The 17,160-nt window shown below is 72.8% G+C and carries 13 protein-coding genes and 1 pseudogene; 8 read left to right on the top strand and 6 right to left on the bottom strand.

Features of this window, described 5'->3' with window-relative positions:
• Together ACWIF2_RS02520 and ACWIF2_RS02515 are read right to left on the bottom strand one after the other, a co-directional pair.
• On the bottom strand, positions 1-257 hold a 257-nt coding region (locus ACWIF2_RS02520), incomplete at its 3' end, for a hypothetical protein (protein WP_454358169.1).
• A 71-nt stretch (positions 258-328) separates the two neighbouring features.
• On the bottom strand, positions 329-2,485 hold the full coding sequence (locus tag ACWIF2_RS02515; RefSeq protein ID WP_454358292.1) for a SpoIIE family protein phosphatase: 2,157 nt from the start codon (positions 2,483-2,485) through the stop codon (positions 329-331).
• 155 nt (positions 2,486-2,640) lie between these two features.
• Between ACWIF2_RS02515 and ACWIF2_RS02510 the strand changes: the two are divergent.
• Positions 2,641-3,327: pseudogene (locus tag ACWIF2_RS02510) on the top strand (response regulator transcription factor); the annotation flags it as partial.
• On the opposite strand, the gene ACWIF2_RS02505 reads toward ACWIF2_RS02510, so the two are convergent.
• The 4 genes from ACWIF2_RS02505 to lanKC all read right to left on the bottom strand — a co-directional run bounded on the left by ACWIF2_RS02505 (position 3,250) and on the right by lanKC (position 9,831).
• Positions 3,250-5,184 (bottom strand): ATP-binding cassette domain-containing protein, encoded by a 1,935-nt coding sequence (locus ACWIF2_RS02505; RefSeq protein WP_454358168.1) that lies wholly within the window; start codon positions 5,182-5,184, stop codon positions 3,250-3,252. The pseudogene ACWIF2_RS02510 and the gene ACWIF2_RS02505 overlap by 78 nt on opposite strands.
• Complete coding sequence (locus ACWIF2_RS02500) at positions 5,181-6,938, bottom strand: ABC transporter ATP-binding protein (RefSeq protein WP_454358167.1); 1,758 nt, start codon at positions 6,936-6,938, stop codon at positions 5,181-5,183. The genes ACWIF2_RS02505 and ACWIF2_RS02500 overlap by 4 nt, the downstream gene beginning before the upstream one ends.
• An 85-nt stretch (positions 6,939-7,023) precedes the next feature.
• A complete protein-coding gene (locus tag ACWIF2_RS02495) occupies positions 7,024-7,140 on the bottom strand; it encodes a SapB/AmfS family lanthipeptide (RefSeq protein ID WP_454358166.1) in 117 nt (38 codons plus the stop codon).
• An 84-nt stretch (positions 7,141-7,224) separates the two neighbouring features.
• Positions 7,225-9,831 (bottom strand): class III lanthionine synthetase LanKC, encoded by a 2,607-nt coding sequence (gene lanKC, locus ACWIF2_RS02490; RefSeq protein WP_454358165.1) that lies wholly within the window; start codon positions 9,829-9,831, stop codon positions 7,225-7,227.
• Between the two features lie 186 nt (positions 9,832-10,017).
• On the opposite strand from lanKC, the gene ACWIF2_RS02485 reads away from it, so the two are divergent.
• From ACWIF2_RS02485 to ACWIF2_RS02455, 7 genes are all read left to right on the top strand, one after another.
• Entirely contained in the window at positions 10,018-12,477 is a 2,460-nt protein-coding gene (locus ACWIF2_RS02485) for a SpoIIE family protein phosphatase (RefSeq protein ID WP_454358164.1), read from the top strand.
• Between the two features lie 95 nt (positions 12,478-12,572).
• Positions 12,573-12,992 (top strand): CBS domain-containing protein, encoded by a 420-nt coding sequence (locus ACWIF2_RS02480; RefSeq protein WP_454358163.1) that lies wholly within the window; start codon positions 12,573-12,575, stop codon positions 12,990-12,992.
• A gap of 125 nt (positions 12,993-13,117) precedes the next feature.
• Complete coding sequence (locus ACWIF2_RS02475; RefSeq protein ID WP_454358298.1) at positions 13,118-13,303, top strand: hypothetical protein; 186 nt, start codon at positions 13,118-13,120, stop codon at positions 13,301-13,303.
• A gap of 104 nt (positions 13,304-13,407) precedes the next feature.
• Entirely contained in the window at positions 13,408-14,475 is a 1,068-nt protein-coding gene (locus ACWIF2_RS02470) for a glucose-1-phosphate thymidylyltransferase (protein WP_399022479.1), read from the top strand.
• Positions 14,472-15,452: a dTDP-glucose 4,6-dehydratase gene (rfbB, locus tag ACWIF2_RS02465; RefSeq protein ID WP_454358162.1), complete on the top strand. Its 981-nt coding sequence runs from the start codon at positions 14,472-14,474 to the stop codon at positions 15,450-15,452. The genes ACWIF2_RS02470 and rfbB overlap by 4 nt, the downstream gene beginning before the upstream one ends.
• Positions 15,449-16,327 carry a dTDP-4-dehydrorhamnose reductase gene (gene rfbD, locus ACWIF2_RS02460; protein ID WP_454358161.1) on the top strand — a complete coding sequence of 293 codons (879 nt, stop codon included), beginning with the start codon at positions 15,449-15,451 and terminating at the stop codon, positions 16,325-16,327. The genes rfbB and rfbD overlap by 4 nt, the downstream gene beginning before the upstream one ends.
• Positions 16,324-17,127 (top strand): class I SAM-dependent methyltransferase, encoded by an 804-nt coding sequence (locus ACWIF2_RS02455; RefSeq protein ID WP_454358160.1) that lies wholly within the window; start codon positions 16,324-16,326, stop codon positions 17,125-17,127. The genes rfbD and ACWIF2_RS02455 overlap by 4 nt, the downstream gene beginning before the upstream one ends.
• Positions 17,128-17,160 lie beyond the last annotated feature (33 nt).

Raw genomic sequence — 17,160 nt, 5'->3', positions numbered from 1 at the left:
GTGCTGGTGCGGGTGCCGGTGAAGAGGCCGGTGTTGGTGAAGAGGCCGGCGCTGGTGCCGGCGAGCAGGCCGGAGGCGAGGAAGCGGGAGCTGGTGCCGGTGCTGGTGCCGGTCAGGACGCCGGGCAGGGCGTCCAGGACAACTCGGGTCTGACCGAGTCCCGCTGATCCGAGACCGTCGGAGCCGGTCCGACGATGCCGGCCCGGTACCGCCCCCTTCCTGGCGGGACCGGGCCGGCCCACCGGCGTTTCGGGCACCGTCCGGCGGTGCGACGGGCCGGCCCTCCCCCTGGAGGCCCGGCCCGCCCGCGTACCGTGCCCGGCCCGCCCTATCCGACGGCCCTGAGCAGCAACAGCGCGATGTCGTCGAGCCGTTCCTCCCCGTCCCGGTGGTGCCGCTCCTGATGAACGAGACTGTCGGCCAGCTCGTCCAGCGGCTGGTCCCCGGCGTCGGCCAGCCGCCGGCCCAGGTCCGCGACGGCCTCCTCGAAGTCCGTGCCGGGAGACTCGACCAGCCCGTCGGTGTAGAGGACGAGCAGCGAGCCGGGGGCGAGGGCGACCTCCGTCGTCGGGTACACCGCCGAGGCGTCGATGCCCAGCAGTGGGCCCCCGGCCAGGTCCAGGACGCGCACCCGCCCGTCCGGCCGTCTCAGCAGCGGCGGCGGATGACCCGCCCGGGACATCACGGCCCGGCCGTGCGCCGGGTCGAGCCGCAGATACAGGCAGCTGGCGAACAGTTCGGCCCCGAGGTCGAGCAGCAGCCGGTTGGTGCTGCGCATGACCTCCTCGGGCGCCTGGCCCACGGTCGTGTACGCGCGCACCGCGGTGCGGACCTGCCCCATCAGCCCGGCCGCCGTGACGTTGTGTCCCTGCACGTCCCCGATCACCGCCGCCGCCATCCCCTGTGTGCGCACCAGGTCGTAGAAGTCGCCGCCGATGTCCATGCCCTGAGTGGCCGGCACATAGCGGCCGGCCGCCTCGATCCCGGGCAGCGACGGCAGCGAGTGCGGCAGCAGCGCCTCCTGGAGGCCGTGCGCGAGCCGGTGCTTGGCGTCGTAGAGCAGGGCCCGCTCCAGCGCCTGGGCGATCAGCCCGGCCAGGCTGGTCAGCACCGCCCGCTCCTCCGTCGGGAAGGGGTGCGGCTCGGTGAAGGAGAGCACGCACGTCCCCACCGGCCGCCCCTGGGCGATCAGCGGCAGATAGGCCCAGGCCGCGAACCCGTCCGGAGTGGCGAGCCGTGCCGGATAGAGGCGCTCCAGCTGTTCCCGCGACTCGAAGAACGCGGGCACGCCCGTCCGCAGCACCTTCGTGCCGGGCATCGGCTCGGTGAGCGGCATCCCGTCGAACCGCTCCACCACGTGCGCGTCCCGGTACCCGCGATGCCCGAGCACGCGCAGCCGGTTCGCCCGCGAGCCCAGCACGACCAGGGCCTGGCTGCCCACGGCCGGGGCGATCTCGTCCGCGACCAGCTGCACCACGTCCTGCACCCCCACCGCCTCGGTGAGCGCGCTGGCCAGGTCCAGCACCTGCGACATGGTGACCAGCCGGGACGGCTTGCCGTCGGGTGGCGGTGCGGCCCGGTTCATCTCCGAGACGGCCTTCGACCTGGTGATCCGGACACTGAGGCCCGTGGTGCTGGGATACAGCCGGAACGACAGCCACTCACCGGGTGGCCGCAGCGCCACGAACGAGGTGGTGTGCTGGCTCATCAGCGCGGCCCGGTAACGGTCCTCGTACACCGGATCGTTGAGCCACGGCACCGACGCCCACAGCTGGGTGCCCAGCAGCCGGCTGACCGGGACGTTCAGCAGCTCGGCCGCCGCCGCGTTGACGAAGCCGACCCGCCCGTGCAGATCCAGCGACACCAGCCCGTACGGCAGCCGGCTCACCATCCGGGCCGCCTCGACCGTGCCGAGCGTGCCGGCGATCCCGCCCACCAGCGGCGAGGCCAGCATGTCGGTCTCGGGGTGCGGCGGGATGCTGTGCTCGGCCGCCCGCTCCAGCCGGACAGCGAGCCGGCCGCAGGCCGCCGTCAGATGCTCGCGCTCATGGTCGGACAGCTCTGGCGGATGCCCGCCCGGCCAGGTCACGAAGACCGCTCCGTAGACGGTGGACTCGGTCGCCACCGGCACCGCGGCCAGGGCGAACGGATAGGGCAGCACCACGGCGATCCGCGGGTAGTGGCGGGCCATCTCCTCCTCGCCGCCGACCCAGACCAGCCGCCGCTCGCGTGCCGCGTCCGCGACCGGGATCGGCGCGCTCAGCCCCACCCGCTCCCAGGGCGCCGCGAACGCCCGGGGCAGCCCGGCCATCACCGCCATCTCCAGCACCGGCTGGTCCGGAGCCATCAGGTACACCGCGCCGGAGTGGGCGTGCACCTCGTCCATCATCGAGGCCAGGGCCAGGGACAGCAGCGGACGGCCGACCTGCGTCCTGGCGGCTGCCGGCGCCTGTGCGGACGACTGCCCCTCGGACACGCCGACCACCTCCTCGCACGGCCGCGCGACCGGGCTCAGGAACAAATCTCCACCCTGGCGGCCCGTCGCGCACGACGAGCGACACCGGGACGATCCACAGTTACCATCGGTTACAGTCTTTCGGCTCCATCAAGGGAGCTCGCGTACCCCGACGGCCGTTTCTCATGCCGCCGAAGTCGAAGCGCGGCCGGGCGTACGGGCGCCGCGCGTGCGCCCCCGCGCACCCTTATGGCTGGATCTTCGCGCGCACGCACGGTCACCGTCGCGAACAATGGGGCACACGCTCAACACGACGAGGGGGCGTACGGCGAGCGAGGGGGGCGGCAGTGATTCGGGTGCTGTTGGTGCACGACGAATGTCTGGTGAGATCGGTGCTGGCGGAGTGGCTGCGGGGGGAGCCCGATCTGGCGGTGCACGACACGCCGTGGCGCGGCGCCTCGGGCCTGGTGCGCTCCGTGTGTCCGGACGTCTGTGCGGCGGACCTGGAGTGCGCGGACTCCTACGGCATCCCGCCGCTGGGCGAGCTGTGCCGGCCGGGCCCGGACCGGTCGCGCCCGCGATTACTCGTGCTCGCCACCGCCAACAGGCCCGGACTGCTGAAACGGGCGGTCGAGGCGGGGGCGCTCGGCTACGTCGACAAGGAGAGCTCGCCGCAGAATCTGCTGCGCGGAATCCGCCGCGTTGCTGAGGGGGAACGTTTCGTCAACGACTCGCTGGGCTTCGGTTTCCTCAGAGCCGCCGAGATGCCGCTGACCCGCAGAGAGCTGAGCGTGCTAACCCTCGCCGCCGAGGGAGCCTCCATCGCGGAGATCGCCGGGAGCCTGCACCTGTCCCATGGGACCGTGCGCAACTACATGGCGGCCATCACCCGCAAGACCGGGGCCCGCAACCGCATCGACGCGATCCGTATCTCGCAGGGACAGGGCTGGCTCTGACCGCCGCCGGGCCGGGCCGGACGTCCAGGAGCCGACGAGGTCCCGGTAGAGCGCCGAGGTCCGCAGCAGTTCCTCGTGACCGCCGAACGCCGTGCTCCTGCCGTCCATGACCAGCACCCGCCCGGCGCGGCGGGCCGAGCTGATGCGGTGGGCGACGACCACCAGGGTTCCGCCCGGCCGCGCGGCGAAGGCCCGCTCCGCGCGCTCCTCCGTCTCCGGATCCAGGTGGCAGGTCGCCTCGTCGAGCAGGGCGAGCGGGGCATACGACAGATAAGCCCTGGTCAGCGCCACCAGCTGCCGTTCGCCGGCCGACAGGGCCGCCGGGTCGACCCGCGCGCCGAGACCGCCGAGCCGGTCGGCCAGTGGGGCGAGGCCGACCGCCTCCGCCGCCGCGAGCAGTTCCTCCTCGGGGACCGGATCCGTCCGCAGGTACGCGAGGTTCTCGGCCAGGGTGGCGTCGAAGACGTACGCCTCCTGCGGGATGAGCACGCGGGCGGCGGCCGCCTCAGGCCCGGGCACGGCGTGTCCGCCCACCGTGATCGTCCCCCGGTCCGGCGTGAGGAGCCCGGCGACGAGTGCAGTGAGTGTCGACTTGCCGGTGCCGCTGGGGCCGACGACGGCCAGGTGCGAGCCGGCCGGGAGGGTGAGGTCGAGGTCCTGGACCACGGGGGTGCTGGCCGGGCCGTAGGCGAAGGTGGCGGAGGTGAGGGAGAGGGCCGGGGGCGAGCCCTCGCCGGATTCCTCGCCGGGTTCCGGCGCGGGGCGTGCGGGGTCCGGTTTCGCCGTGGGCGTGCCGGTGTCCGCCCGGGCCAGCCTGCGCAGCACCACCGTCAGTCGGGAGCCGCTGGTGCCCAGACCGTGGACCAGGTTGCGCAGGGCGGGCAGCAGGGACTGGGTGACGTAGGACAGGGCACCGACCAGGGCGCCCGTGGTGACGCCGCGGTCCAGGAGCCACGGGGCGGCGGCGAGCAGCAGCACGATCGGCAACTGGCCACCGACAGCCAGGGACGCCACGCGCAGCACGCCCCAGTGCGCCAGGGCACGCGCCGCGCGCAGTTCCGCCTCGACCCGTTCGCCGGTGCCGGCGGCGATCTGCGCCTCCGCGCCGGTCGCCGTGATGTCCCGCAGGCCCGGACAGACGGCGCCCAGCTCACCGGCCAGCGCCTCGTCGGCGACGAGGAAGGTCTCCTGCCGCCGGGCCAGCGGCCGCAGTGTCACCGCGAACAGCGCCACTCCGGCGGCGAGAGGCGGCCCGACGACGAGCAGCAGCGGCGGGGCGAGGGCGAAGAGGCCGGCCAGGGCTCCCGCGGCGGTGAACACGAAGGAGCGGGAGACCATCACCAGTCCGGCGAAGGTGTCCCGGGCGATCTCCACCTGCTGCGTGAGCCCCGACAACGAACCCGTGTCACCGGTCCGCACCCCGCGGGAGACGACCCGCTCCACGAGCCGGTCCCGTAGGGGCTCGACCAGCGCCGCGACGGCGGCGTACACCCGCGCGGTCCCGTACGCGCCGACGAGCACACCGACCCCGGTCACCGCCAGCCAGATCAGCCCGACATCCGCCCGCCCGCGCAGGAACCCCTCGTCCAGGGCGCGGGCAGGGCCGTAGCCGATGAGGAAGGTCTGCCCGGTCTCGAGCACGGACCAGGCGACCAGGCGCAGCAGCACGCGGCGGCGGGCCAGCAGGAAGCGCAGGCCCCGGGCGGGGAGGCCGGTTCCGGCGGGTGATCCGCCGTCCTGGGACGCCGCGCGCGTACGGATCCGGCCCGTCATGCCGGCACACCCCCCTCCGCACTCGCACCCGTACTCGCCGATTCCGCGCCCTCCCCGAACGCCGCCCGGTACTCCGCGAGCCGCCACAGCTCCTCGTGCCGCCCCACCGCCCGCACGCGCCCCCCGTCCAGCCAGGCCACCGTGTCGGCGCACGCCGCCGTCGCGCTGCGGTGGGCGACCAGCAGCCGGGTGCCGGCCGGGCCGTCGCCGAGGAGGGCGTCGGTGATGTGGCGTTCCGTCACCGTGTCCAGGCTGGAGAGGGCGTCGTCCAGGATCAGCAGCCGGCCGCCGTGGGCGAACGCCCTGGCGAGGCCGAGTCGTTGGGACTCGCCGCCGGAGCGCGGGGCGTCGGCGACGGCCGTGTCGTATCCGTCGGGAAGGCGGCGGACGAAGTCGTCGGCGAGGGCCGTGCGGGCGGCCTCACGGACGCGGGCGGGGGAGGGGTCCGGCAGGCCGAGGCCGATCGCCTGCCCGACCGTGCCGCCCAGGAGAGCCGGGCGGGCGAAGGCGTAGCCGACGGCGCGGCGCAGGTCGGCGTGCGGCAGGTCGCGCAGCGGCACCCCGTCGAGGAGCACCTCGCCCTCGTCCGGGTCGGCCAGCCGTCCGGCGAGCGCCGCCAGCAGCGATTTGCCCGCACCGGACGGGCCGACCACGGCCAGTGTCGTGCCGCCCGGCACGACGAGGTCCACTCCGTCGAGCACGGTGCGTCCGCCCCGCTGGGCCGTCACGCCGCGCAGCTCCAGCCGGCCGGGCCCGTTGGGCAGCCGGCGCGCGCCGAACCCGGTCGCGGGCTCGGCCCGGACCTCCCCGAGACGCCCGGCCGCCGCCCGGGCCCGGGCCAGGCCCGCGAGCCGGCCGACCAGGACGCCGACGCCCGTCGCCAGCACCGCGTACCGCGAGGCCGCCAGGACGTCCCGCACCGACAGCCGGTCCCGGGTGAGGAGCACACCGGCCACGGCGACGACCCCGAGGTGCAGCAGCGGCGCCACGGCGACTGCCTGCGCGGCGGCCCGCCCCTGCACCCGCCACATGCGGTGTCCGGCCCGGGACAGCTCGGGCAGCGGCCGCAGCACACGGGCGGTCTCCTTGTCCTCCGTACCCGCCGCCCGGACGGTACGGACGCCCTCGACGGCCTCCGCCAGCGCGGCCGCGATCCGGCCCTGGGCCTGCTGATACCGGGCGGCGCTCGCCGAGGTGTCACGGGAGACGGCGCGCAGCAGAAGAGTGAGGACGGGGGCTCCGGCGAGGAAGACGGCCGCGAGCCACCAGTCGATCAGGCCGAGCGCGACCACACCGCCGATCGGGCCGGCCAGCGCCGCCACGAGCCCCGCCCGGGCCGCGGGCGTGGTCCCCGCCTCGGCCGCGTTGCCGACCAGACGCGCGACGAGGTCACCGGAGCCGAAGCGGTCGGCCGCCCGGGGGCCGACGCCCAGGACGTGCCCGGTCAGTGTGCGGCGCAGCCACGCGGTGGTGCGGGCGTCGACGGTGTCGGTGAGGACGGTCTGCGCCGCGTCGAGCAGGGCGAGCAGCAGCACGAGGCCGGCGCAGTAGAGCACCCAGCGGGTCGCCGGAGCCTGCGCCAGCAGAAGATCGAGGGCCCGGCCGAGCGCGGCCGGCAGCAGCAGCCCGGCACCGGTCGCGGCGATGCTCACCAGGCACAGGGCCACACAGCGGGCCCCGCTGTACCGGGTGGCCGTACGCAGCAGCGTGCGGCCGTGTCCGGCCGCCGGGTCGTCGTCACCACGCGTGCTCATGGGGGCCTTTCGTGGGACGGGAGGGACCCCGGGCGGCCCCGTCCCCGAAGGGAGAAGGCCGCCCGGTGCCGTACCGCAGACGCGATCAGAGACAGAGCAGGACGCTCGCGGCGCTGATGCAGGAGATCAGGCTCACCGTGCTGTTGCCGCCGAAGTCCGTGCGCTCTTCGGACTCGATCGTCTGCAGGTCGAGAAGTGCCATGGTGTGTCCTTCCGTTGGGTGTCCGTCCGTGGTCATCCGTGGGGACGGGGTGGTGTCACGACTCCGCGGGATCGCGGAACCGCGTCAGTGGGGCCGCCGGTGCGGCGGCGGGAGGAACGGCAGGTGGGCGTCGGTCGCCGGGTCGAGGGCCGTGCCGAGCGCCAGCAGGCACCCTGCCGTTCCGGTGGCGAGGTCCATGGACAGCCGCATCATCTGGTGGCCGGGGAAGGCCAGTTGGCCCTGGTACGCCATGGCGCACCAGCCGAGCCCGGCGATCTGCCCGGCCAGCCGGTCCGCGGTCGCGCCCGGTGTGGTCGTGCGGCTGAGGTGCAGGATCATTCCGGCGCGGCCCTGGAAGAGCCCGGGCTGCGCGTAGAAGCGTGAGGTGGCCGCGGTGAGCACACCGGAGCGGGCCTGCTCGAACTCCGCGGCGAGGTCCGGGGCGTGGGCCACGAGGTCGTCGAGGACCATGCCGAGTCCCGCGCTGCCGTCGCCGAGGTAGGGCAGGGTCCGCCAGCCCTCGTCGACCTCCAGCGCCCCGCCCTCGCGGGTCGCGCAGGACTCCAGGTCCCGGCGCAGGGCGATGGCCGCGGCGTCCAGCCATCCCGCTTTGCCGGTCCACTCGTACTGCCGCAGCATGAGCAGCGCGGGACCGCTCGCGCCCCGGAGGAGTCCGGCGCGCCGTTTGGGCGTGGCCGGGGGCGGCTCGGTGAGCCGCTGCACGAGGATCCGCGCGGCCTCGTCGGCCCGCTCGCGCAGCTCCGTCTCGCCGGTCGTCTCGGCCAGCCGCCCCAGGACGAGCCCCAGTCCCGCCAGTCCGCCGTGCAGGTCCGAGGAGAGGTTCTGCCACCGCTCGGCGAGGATGCCCTCGACCAGGTCCAGCGCCCGCTGCCGGTGCCCGAGCCGGTCCAGGACCAGGGCGACGCCCGCGAGCCCCTCGTACAGGCCGAGCGGCGTACCGACCGGTGCCGGTGCCGTCCGGGTGAGCAGCCAGCGCTCGCCCTCCTCGTACCGCTCGGCGCCGGTCGCGTCCAGCGCGTACAGCACCCCGGCGGCGCCGTGGGCGAGCCCGAGCCCGCCGCCGTCGGAGAACTGGGCGACATCGCCCGGGAAGAGCCGGTCGTCGCGCTCCGGGGTGGCCGAGGCGAGGATCGCCTTGACCATCGAGTCACGGCTGTACGGCCAGTCGCCGGGGTCCACCGGCGCGGAGGGAGCGGCCACCGTACGGCCGGACACCTCCCGCGTGATCTCCGAGACGGCCTCGTCGAGGAACCCTCGCGGCACGTCCGGGAACTCCTGCGAGATCACCTCGGCCAGATGTGCCGCCTTGCCGCGGTCGACCACGAACAGCGTGGTCACGGGCAGGAACAGGGCCAGTCGCAGACAGGCCAGCGCATAGCGGTCGACATCGGCGCCCCGGCGGTCCGGCGGCGCGAAGAAGCCCGGGTGGGCGACCACCTGGCGGCCGTTCTCCTCGGCCGGGGCCGCCGCCTCGAAGTCGAGGAGGAAGACCGACTCCTCGTCGGGCGCGACCATGATGTTGAAGACGTGCAGGTCGTTGAAGACGATGCCGCGCGCGTGCACCGCGGCCACTGCCTTCTCCACCTCGCGGTGGATGCGCAGCGCCCACGCCGTGTAGGAGGCGACGGCCCCCGCGTCGGGATCCTGGGCCAGCAGCGGATGCCGCTCGGCGAAGAACGAGTTGAGCGGACGGCCCTGAAGGAAGTCCATCACCAGGAACCGGTGGCCGCCGAGCTCGAACCAGTCGCGCACCTCCGGGACCACGCCCGTGCCCGCGACCTGCTCCAGCGCCTGCTTCTCCCGCTCCAGCCGGGCGACCGCGTCGGCCCCGTCCGAGGCGAGTCCCGCGTGCGGCCGGCCCTCCTTGAGGACGACCTTGCGGCCGTCGCGGGTGTCGGTGCCCACGTACACCCCGCCGCCGTTGGAGAAGTGCAGGGCCTTCTCGATGCGGTACGGCAGCTCGCCCGTCGTCGTGTTGTTCCGCGCGTCGAGATGCGGCTGGAGGAACGCCGGCAGCGTCACCCACTCGGGCACCTGGAAGGACGGCGTCCGCCGGTCCGGCACCAACTGCCCATCGCCGTCGCGCACCGCCGGCACCAGCGAGCCCCGCTCGTCCACGACGAACGAGCGCGCGAAGGCGCCGTAGCGGACGTACAGCGGACCCTCGCCCCAGCGAAGATCGGTGAGGATGTACGGCCCTTCGAGCCCTTCCAGCAGCGCGCCCAGCTCGCGCAGGACCTCGTGCAGCTGCTCCTCGCCGGCCGGATAGACGGTGACGAACTTGCCGCTGCCGTCGCGGGGCGCGTACTTGGTGTTGCGCAGGTGCAGCAGGTGCGGGCCGGGCACGAACTTGAAGGGGACGCGCCGCTCGACGCAGTAGTCCCAGACGATCCCTGCGATCTTCTCCGCGTTCGCGCGGGTCGCCGAGGCGTGGATCTTCCAGCCCTGCGCGGGACCCTGGAGGGGCTCGCCGTCCGCACCGGGCGGCGTCATCGTCAGCCAGTCCCCGATCCGGGCCGTCTCCCAGCCCTCGGGCACGGGCCGGCGGGCCGTCTCGTAGAGGTGCGCGGCCGCCCCCTGTGAGGCCTCCTGCCCGCCTTGCGCCAGCCGGTCCGGTGTCTCGTAGAAGTGCCGGTCGGCCAGCGCGTACACCTCGTACCGCTTGTCCATGCGTCCCCCTCCGTGATCGGCACCGAGCCTTCCAGTCACGCAACGGGCCGGGACAGTCACCGCTGTCACGAGAACAGCGTGCGGAACGCATAGGTAAAGACATGTTCGGTTCCGTTCGAGTGCCCGCGTCGGTGCTGGTCCACGGAACGCTCACAGGGGCTGCGCGGGTGTCGCATAAGCGCTGTAATGGCCAACGTGGTCAGTGAGGGCGCCCGAGAACCCCGAGAACGCGGAACGCGAACGCTGCGTGCCGAAGGTGCCCTCAAAGCGATCGCGGCCGATCAGGAATCGCCGGAAAGAGTGCACCGAGTCCTCGAACAGGCACTCGTCTTCGCCGGTGCCGCGTTCGCCGCCCTGTACACACCCAGCCAGGACGGCGAGCTGCTGCGCCTGGTGGAGTCGGCCGGGGTGCCGAGGACGCTGTACGGACTGCGCGACAGCTATCCGCGCGCCGGGCGGTCCCCGGTCGCCGAGGCCCACCGTGGCGGACGCCCCGTCTCGCTGGGCCCCGCGGAACTCGCCGAGCACGTCCAGGCCCGGCGCGTGCCGTCCCGGGACTTCTTCCTGACGGCCCTGCCCGTCCACGGGGACGGCGGCGGCTGTCTCCTCGCCGTCTGCGAGCGTCCCGAAGGCTTCGACACCGACGACCGCGCGTGCCTGCACCTCATCTCCGAGGCGGTCGCCTTCCCCGCACCGGCCGCGCCCGCCGAGGGCGGTGAGCTGCCGCCCGGCGCGTTCAGCCTCGCCATGGACACCGGCCGCGTCCGGGCCGGCGACGATCTGCTGGACCTGTTCGGCCTGGACCCCGAGGAGTTCGACGGCCGGGTCGAGACCCTCCTCGGCATGACCGTGCCGGAGGACCTGCCCTCGCTGATGTCCGTGGTGGAGGCCGACCACATGTCCATCGGCGACCGGGAGCTGGAGTTCCGGGTGCTCCAGCCCACCGGACCGCCGAAGTGGCTCCGGCTGCGCGGGCGCCTCCTGCCCGGCGGCGTGGGCCACTCCGCACGGCTCGTGGGCACCGTCGACGACGCCTCCACACTGCGTTCCGACGTCACCGACGTCGCCCGTGTCCAGCGCCTGGCCACCGCGCTGGCCACCGCCGTCACCGTCCGCGACGTCGGCAAGGCCGTGGTCGCCGCCCTGCGCCGGCCGCTCAGAGCCGACCGCATCGCACTCGCCGAACTGGAGAGCGACCGGCTCGTCGTCACCGTCCTCGACCCGCCCGAACCTGAGGCCTGGCCCGAGCTGTGGCGCCGGGAGTGGCGCACCGAATGGCCCGACGCGCCCGTACGCGCCATGCCCACCCTCGCCGCCGCCCTGCGCGAGGGGCGCGCCCGGATCTGGCCCGCGGGCAGCGCCCTGGAACGCGGTCTGGCCGAGGTCGGCCCCGGCGGCCTGGCCGTCCTTCCGCTGCCCGCCGGCAATCGCATGGCCGGGGCCTGCCTGATCGGCTGGGACACACCGCACGACTTCGGCTCCGACGAACGCGCCCTGCTCACCGCCTGCGCCGGCCTTGCAGGACAGGCCCTGACGCGGGCCCGCGCCTTCGACGCCGAGCACGAACTCGTCGGCATGCTGCAGCGCCAGCTGCTGCCCCGCCGCCTGCCCCGCCTGCCGGGCGCCGAGGCCGTCACCCGCTATCTGCCCAGCACGGCGGGGCTGGAGCTCGGCGGCGACTGGTACGACGTCATCCCGCTGCCCGACCACCATGTCGCCCTCGTCATCGGCGACGTCCAGGGCCACAGCGCCGGCGCCGCCACCCTGATGGGCCAGATGCGCACCGCCCTGCGCGCCTACGCCGTCGAAGGGCACACGCCGGACGTGGTGGTCTCCCACGCCAACCGGCTCCTCATGGACATGGAGAGCGACCTCTTCGCCACCTGCGCCTACGTCGACATCGACCTGGAGGAGGGCTCCGCCTGGTGCGTGCGCGCCGGGCACCTGCCGCCGGTGCTGCGCTACCCGGACGGCACGACCGAGATCGCGGAGGCCGAGGGCGGCCCACCGCTCGGGGTGATCACCCAGGCCGACTTCCCCATGAGCCCGCTCCGGTTCCCGCCCGGAACCCTGATCGCCCTGGTCACGGACGGTCTCGTCGAGACGCCCGACTCCGACATCGACGAGGGCATGGAACGCCTCGCCGACCAGCTGGCCGCCTCGGCCCCCGTCGATCTGGGGCTCGTCGCCGACGCCCTTCTCGGCAGCGCCCAGCGCAGCGACGACGTCGCCGTGCTCCTGCTGCGCTACGACGGCATGGAGCTGCGCCCGCTGCGGGAGAGCTGGACGGTGTGGCGCGTGCCGCAGGCGGTCGGGCACGCCCGCCGCTTCGCCCGGCGCACCCTGCGCTCCTGGGGCGTCACCGAGGACTTCGACGCCGCTCTTCTCGTCGTCTCCGAACTCGTCACCAACGCCCTCGTCCACACCGACGGCCAGGTCCGCATGGACCTCACCCTCATCGGCAACCGCCTGCGCGTAGCCGTCGCCGACGCCTCACCCCGTTCCCCGGTCAGACCGACCAGCATCGGCTGGGAGGCCACCGGCGGCCGGGGCGTCCTCCTCGTCGAAGCAGTCTCGGCGACATGGGGGACACTGCCGGTCAGCGGCGGCAAGCAGGTGTGGGCGGAGCTCGTGCTGGGGCGCTGAACACCCGCGCGAGTTCCTGGTGACCGGGCGGGTGCTCCGGGTACCCGGAACGACGTCGGACGGGGGAACCGAAGAGCCGAGGAAAGAGGCACGTCATGGCTCAGCATGTCCGCGACATCATGACCGGCGACCCGGCGACGGTCGAACCGCAGACCTCCGTCGCCCAGGTGGCCCGCATCATGCGCGACGAGGACCTCGGCGTCGTCCTGGTGACGGACGGCGACGATCTGCGCGGGTTGGTCACCGACCGTGACCTGGTGATCCGGTCGGTGAGCGAGGGCGCCGATCCGGAGCGGACCACCGTGGCCGGCGCGTGCAGTGACGATCCGGTCACCATCGGTCCCGACGAGGACCTGGTCCACGCGGTGGAGCTGATGCGCGAGCACTCAGTGCGCCGTATCCCGGTAGTCGAGCACGGCCACCCCGTGGGCATCGTCTCCCTTGGCGACATGGCCATGGAGCGCGACCCGGAGTCCGCGCTGGGCGACATCAGCGCCGCGCGCCCCAATACGTGACAGGTGTGAACGGCGCTGCCCCGCAGACGCGTTGACAGCCTCGGTCCAGGGCGTCACGACCGCGTTTGTTCGGTTTCTCTTTGGTTACTCGAACAGCAGCGGATCCAGAAGGAAGATGATGAGTCGTGACGTCCATGGACCTGAGTGACAAGCCCACCGTCCGTCGGCCCGAGACCGGCTGGTCGAAGGCACGCCGACTGCGCGGCAAGGCCGCGCTGCGGACCTGCCTCCCCGCCGTGGAGAACCGGGCCACCACTCCCGGAATCACACACTCCGGTCCGGAGTGGAACATCGTCAGGGGCGAGGACTGACCGCTCCGCGGGAGACCGCGCGGTGACCATCCGAGTAACTCCGCGCGTCGACAACTAAAAGAAGTGATGTTCACATCCGCCGGATCGCGACTAAGGTGAACCGAATGAAGGCTCTCGTGCTGTCCGGCGGCGCAGGAACAAGACTGAGGCCGATCACACACACGTCGGCCAAACAACTGGTGCCAGTGGCCAACAAGGCTGTGCTCTTCTACGGGTTGGAGTCGATCGCCGAGGCCGGCATCACCGACGTGGGAATGATCGTCGGGGACACGGCCGCGGAGATCGAGGAAGCGGTGGGCGACGGGTCGAAGTTCGGCCTGAAGGTCACCTACATCCCCCAGGAGCGGCCCCTCGGGCTGGCCCACGCGGTACTGATCGCCCAGGACTACCTCGGCGACGACGACTTCGTGATGTACCTCGGCGACAACTTCATCGTCGGCGGCATCACCGACCTCGTCGACGAGTTCCGCGACAGTCGGCCCGACGCCCAGATCCTGCTCACGCGCGTGGCCGACCCACGCGCCTTCGGTGTCGCCGAACTCGACCCGTCCGGCCAGGTGATCGGCCTGGAGGAGAAACCCGACCGGCCCAAGAGCGATCTCGCCCTGGTCGGCGTCTATCTGTTCACACCCGTGATCCACGAGGCCGTGCGGGCCATCGAACCGTCCTGGCGCGGCGAGCTGGAGATCACCCACGCCATCCAGCACCTGATCGACTCCCGCGCCGATGTGCGCAGCACGGTCATCAAGGGCTACTGGAAGGACACCGGCAACGTCGGTGACATGCTCGAGGTCAACCGCACGGTCCTCGAAGCCATGGAACGCCGCATCGACGGCACGGTGGACGACGCCTCGCAGACCATCGGGCGAGTGGTCGTCGAAGAGGGCGCCCGGATCGTCAACTCCCGCATCGTCGGGCCCGTCGTCATCGGCGCGGGAACCCTCGTCAGCGACTCCTACGTCGGTCCCTTCACCTCGATCGCGGAGAACTGCCGGATCACCGACAGCGAACTGGAATTCTCCATCGTGCTGCGGGACTCCTCGATCCAGGGCGTCGGCCGGATCGAGTCCTCGCTGATCGGCCGGCATGTCCAGGTGACCCCGGCCCCCAGCGTCCCCAGCGCCCACCGACTCGTCCTCGGAGACCACAGCAAGGTGCAGATCACTTCATGAACCTCCTCGTCACCGGTGCCGCCGGGTTCATCGGCTCCCGCTACGTCCGTGCGCTGCTCGCCTCGGACGCGCCCGACGCGCCGCGCATCACCGTGCTGGACAAGCTCACCTACGCCGGCACCCTCGACAACCTCGAACTGACCCACCCCCGGCTGGAGTTCGTCCAGGGCGACATCTGCGACGCCGAACTCGTCGACAAGCTGATGGCCGGCGCCGACCAGGTCGTGCACTTCGCCGCCGAGTCGCATGTGGACCGCTCCATCACCGGCGCCGCCGACTTCGTCCGCACCAACGTGCTGGGCACCCAGACCCTGCTCGACGCTGCCCTGCGCTACGACGTGGGCCCGTTCGTGCACGTCTCCACCGACGAGGTCTACGGCTCCATCGAGTCCGGCTCGTGGCCGGAGGACCACCCGCTGCAGCCGAACTCGCCGTACTCGGCCTCCAAGGCCTCCTCCGACCTGCTCGCCCTCGCCTACCAGCGCACCCACGGCCTGGACGTGCGCGTCACCCGCTGCTCCAACAACTACGGACCGCACCAGTTCCCCGAGAAGGTCATCCCGCTCTTCGTCACCAACCTCCTCGACGGCAGGAAGGTGCCGCTGTACGGCGAGGGCCGCAACATCCGTGACTGGCTGCACGTCGACGACCACTGCCAGGGCGTCGACCTCGTCCGCACCAAGGGCCGGCCCGGCGAGGTCTACAACATCGGCGGCGGCACCGAACTCACCAACAAGGAACTCACCGGCCTGCTCCTCGATGCCTGCGGCGCGGACTGGGACCGGGTGGAGTACGTCGAGGACCGTAAGGGCCACGACCTGCGCTACTCCGTCGACTGGAGCAAGGCCCGGGACGAACTCGGCTACCGCCCCGCCCACGACTTCACCACCGGCCTCGCCGAGACCGTCGCCTGGTACCGCGACAACCGTGCCTGGTGGGAGCCCCTGAAGCGGCGCGTCGCCCAGGAGCGCGCATGAGGTGGCTGATCACCGGAGCGGGCGGCATGCTCGGCCGCGACGTCGTCGAGGAGCTCACCCGGCGCGGCGAGGACGTGGTGGGCCTGGACCGCTCCGCCCTGGACATCACACGCCCCGAGGCCGTCGGCACGGCGGTGCGGGAGCACCGCCCCGACCTCGTCGTGAACTGCGCCGCGTACACGGCGGTCGACGACGCCGAGACCGACGAGGCCCGTGCCCTGGAGATCAACGGCGACGGACCGCGGCTGCTGGCCCGGGCCTGCGCGGCGCACGACGCCCGGCTGATCCACGTCTCCACCGACTACGTCTTCTCCGGCGAAGCCGGGACCGCCCCCTATCCGGAGGACCATCCGCCGGCCCCGCGCACCGCCTACGGCCGCACCAAGCTGGCCGGAGAGCGGGCCGTGCTGGAGGAACTGCCCGGGACGAGCGCGGTCGTGCGCACGGCTTGGCTCTATGGGGTCCACGGCACTAACTTCGTGCGGACCATGATCGGTCTCGAAGCCCGCCGCGACACCCTCGACGTCGTCGACGACCAGCGCGGGCAGCCCACCTGGAGCGCGGACGTCGCCGAGCGGATCGCCGACCTCGGACCACGGCTCGGTTCCGAAGCGCACGGCGTCTTCCACGCCACCGACGCCGGCGAGGCCACCTGGTACGAGCTGGCCCGCGAGGTGTTCTCCCTCCTCGGCGCCGACCCGGACCGGGTGCGCCCCACCAGCAGCGCGGCCTTCCCCCGGCCCGCGCCCCGCCCGGCGTACAGCGCCCTCGCGCACGGCCGGTGGCAGGAGATCGGCCTGCCCCTGCCGCGTGACTGGCGCTCCGCCCTGCACGAAGCACTGCCCCGCATCCGCAAGGAAGGTCCCACTTCGTGAAACGCCATGAGTTCCTCCGGGGACTGCACAAGGTAAGCGCCAATCGCAACTACCTGGAGATCGGCGTCAACGACGGGCGCAGCCTGCGCCTGTCCCGCGTCCCCAGCATTGCGATCGACCCCGCCTTCAAGGTGGTCTCGGAGCTGAAGTGCGACGTCCATCTGGTGAAGGCCACCAGTGACGACTTCTTCGCCCGTGACAACCCCCTCCAGCACCTCAAGGGCGGCCGTCACCCGCTGCGCAATCTGCGCCGCGGCCGCAGCCCGATCGGCTACTGGCGCCGCACCACGCTGGATCTGTCGTTCATCGACGGCATGCACATCTTCGAGTACGCCCTGCGCGACTTCATGAACGTCGAGAAGCACTCCGACTGGTCCAGCGTGATCGTCTTCGACGACATGCTGCCGCGCAGCGTGGACGAGGCGGCCCGGGACCGGCACACCAACGCCTGGACCGGTGACGTCTACAAGATCACCGAGGTGCTGGCGCGCTACCGCCCCGACCTGGTCACGATCCAGGTGGACACCGCACCCACCGGCCAACTGGTCGTCTTCGGCGCCGACCCGAACAACCGGGTCCTGCACGAGAAGTACGACGAGATCATGGCCGAGTACAAGGTGCCCGACCCGCAGAAGGTCCCCGAGGCGATCCTCGAGCGGGCCGGCGCGGTGGCCCCCGAGACGCTCCTGGAAGCGGGCTTCTGGCGCCCCCTCACCCAGGCCCGCAACCGCGGCCTGCCCCGTCGCATCGGCTGGGAGCCTCTGCGCAAGTCCCTGGAACAGGTGGGCGTAAGCCGCTGACCCCTTCTCGGGGTTGATGTGGGACAGCCACAG

Source organism: Streptomyces sp. NPDC055506 (assembly GCF_053643595.1).
The sequence above is the reverse complement of the archived record's forward strand: the minus strand, read 5'-3'. Positions and strand labels throughout refer to the sequence as shown.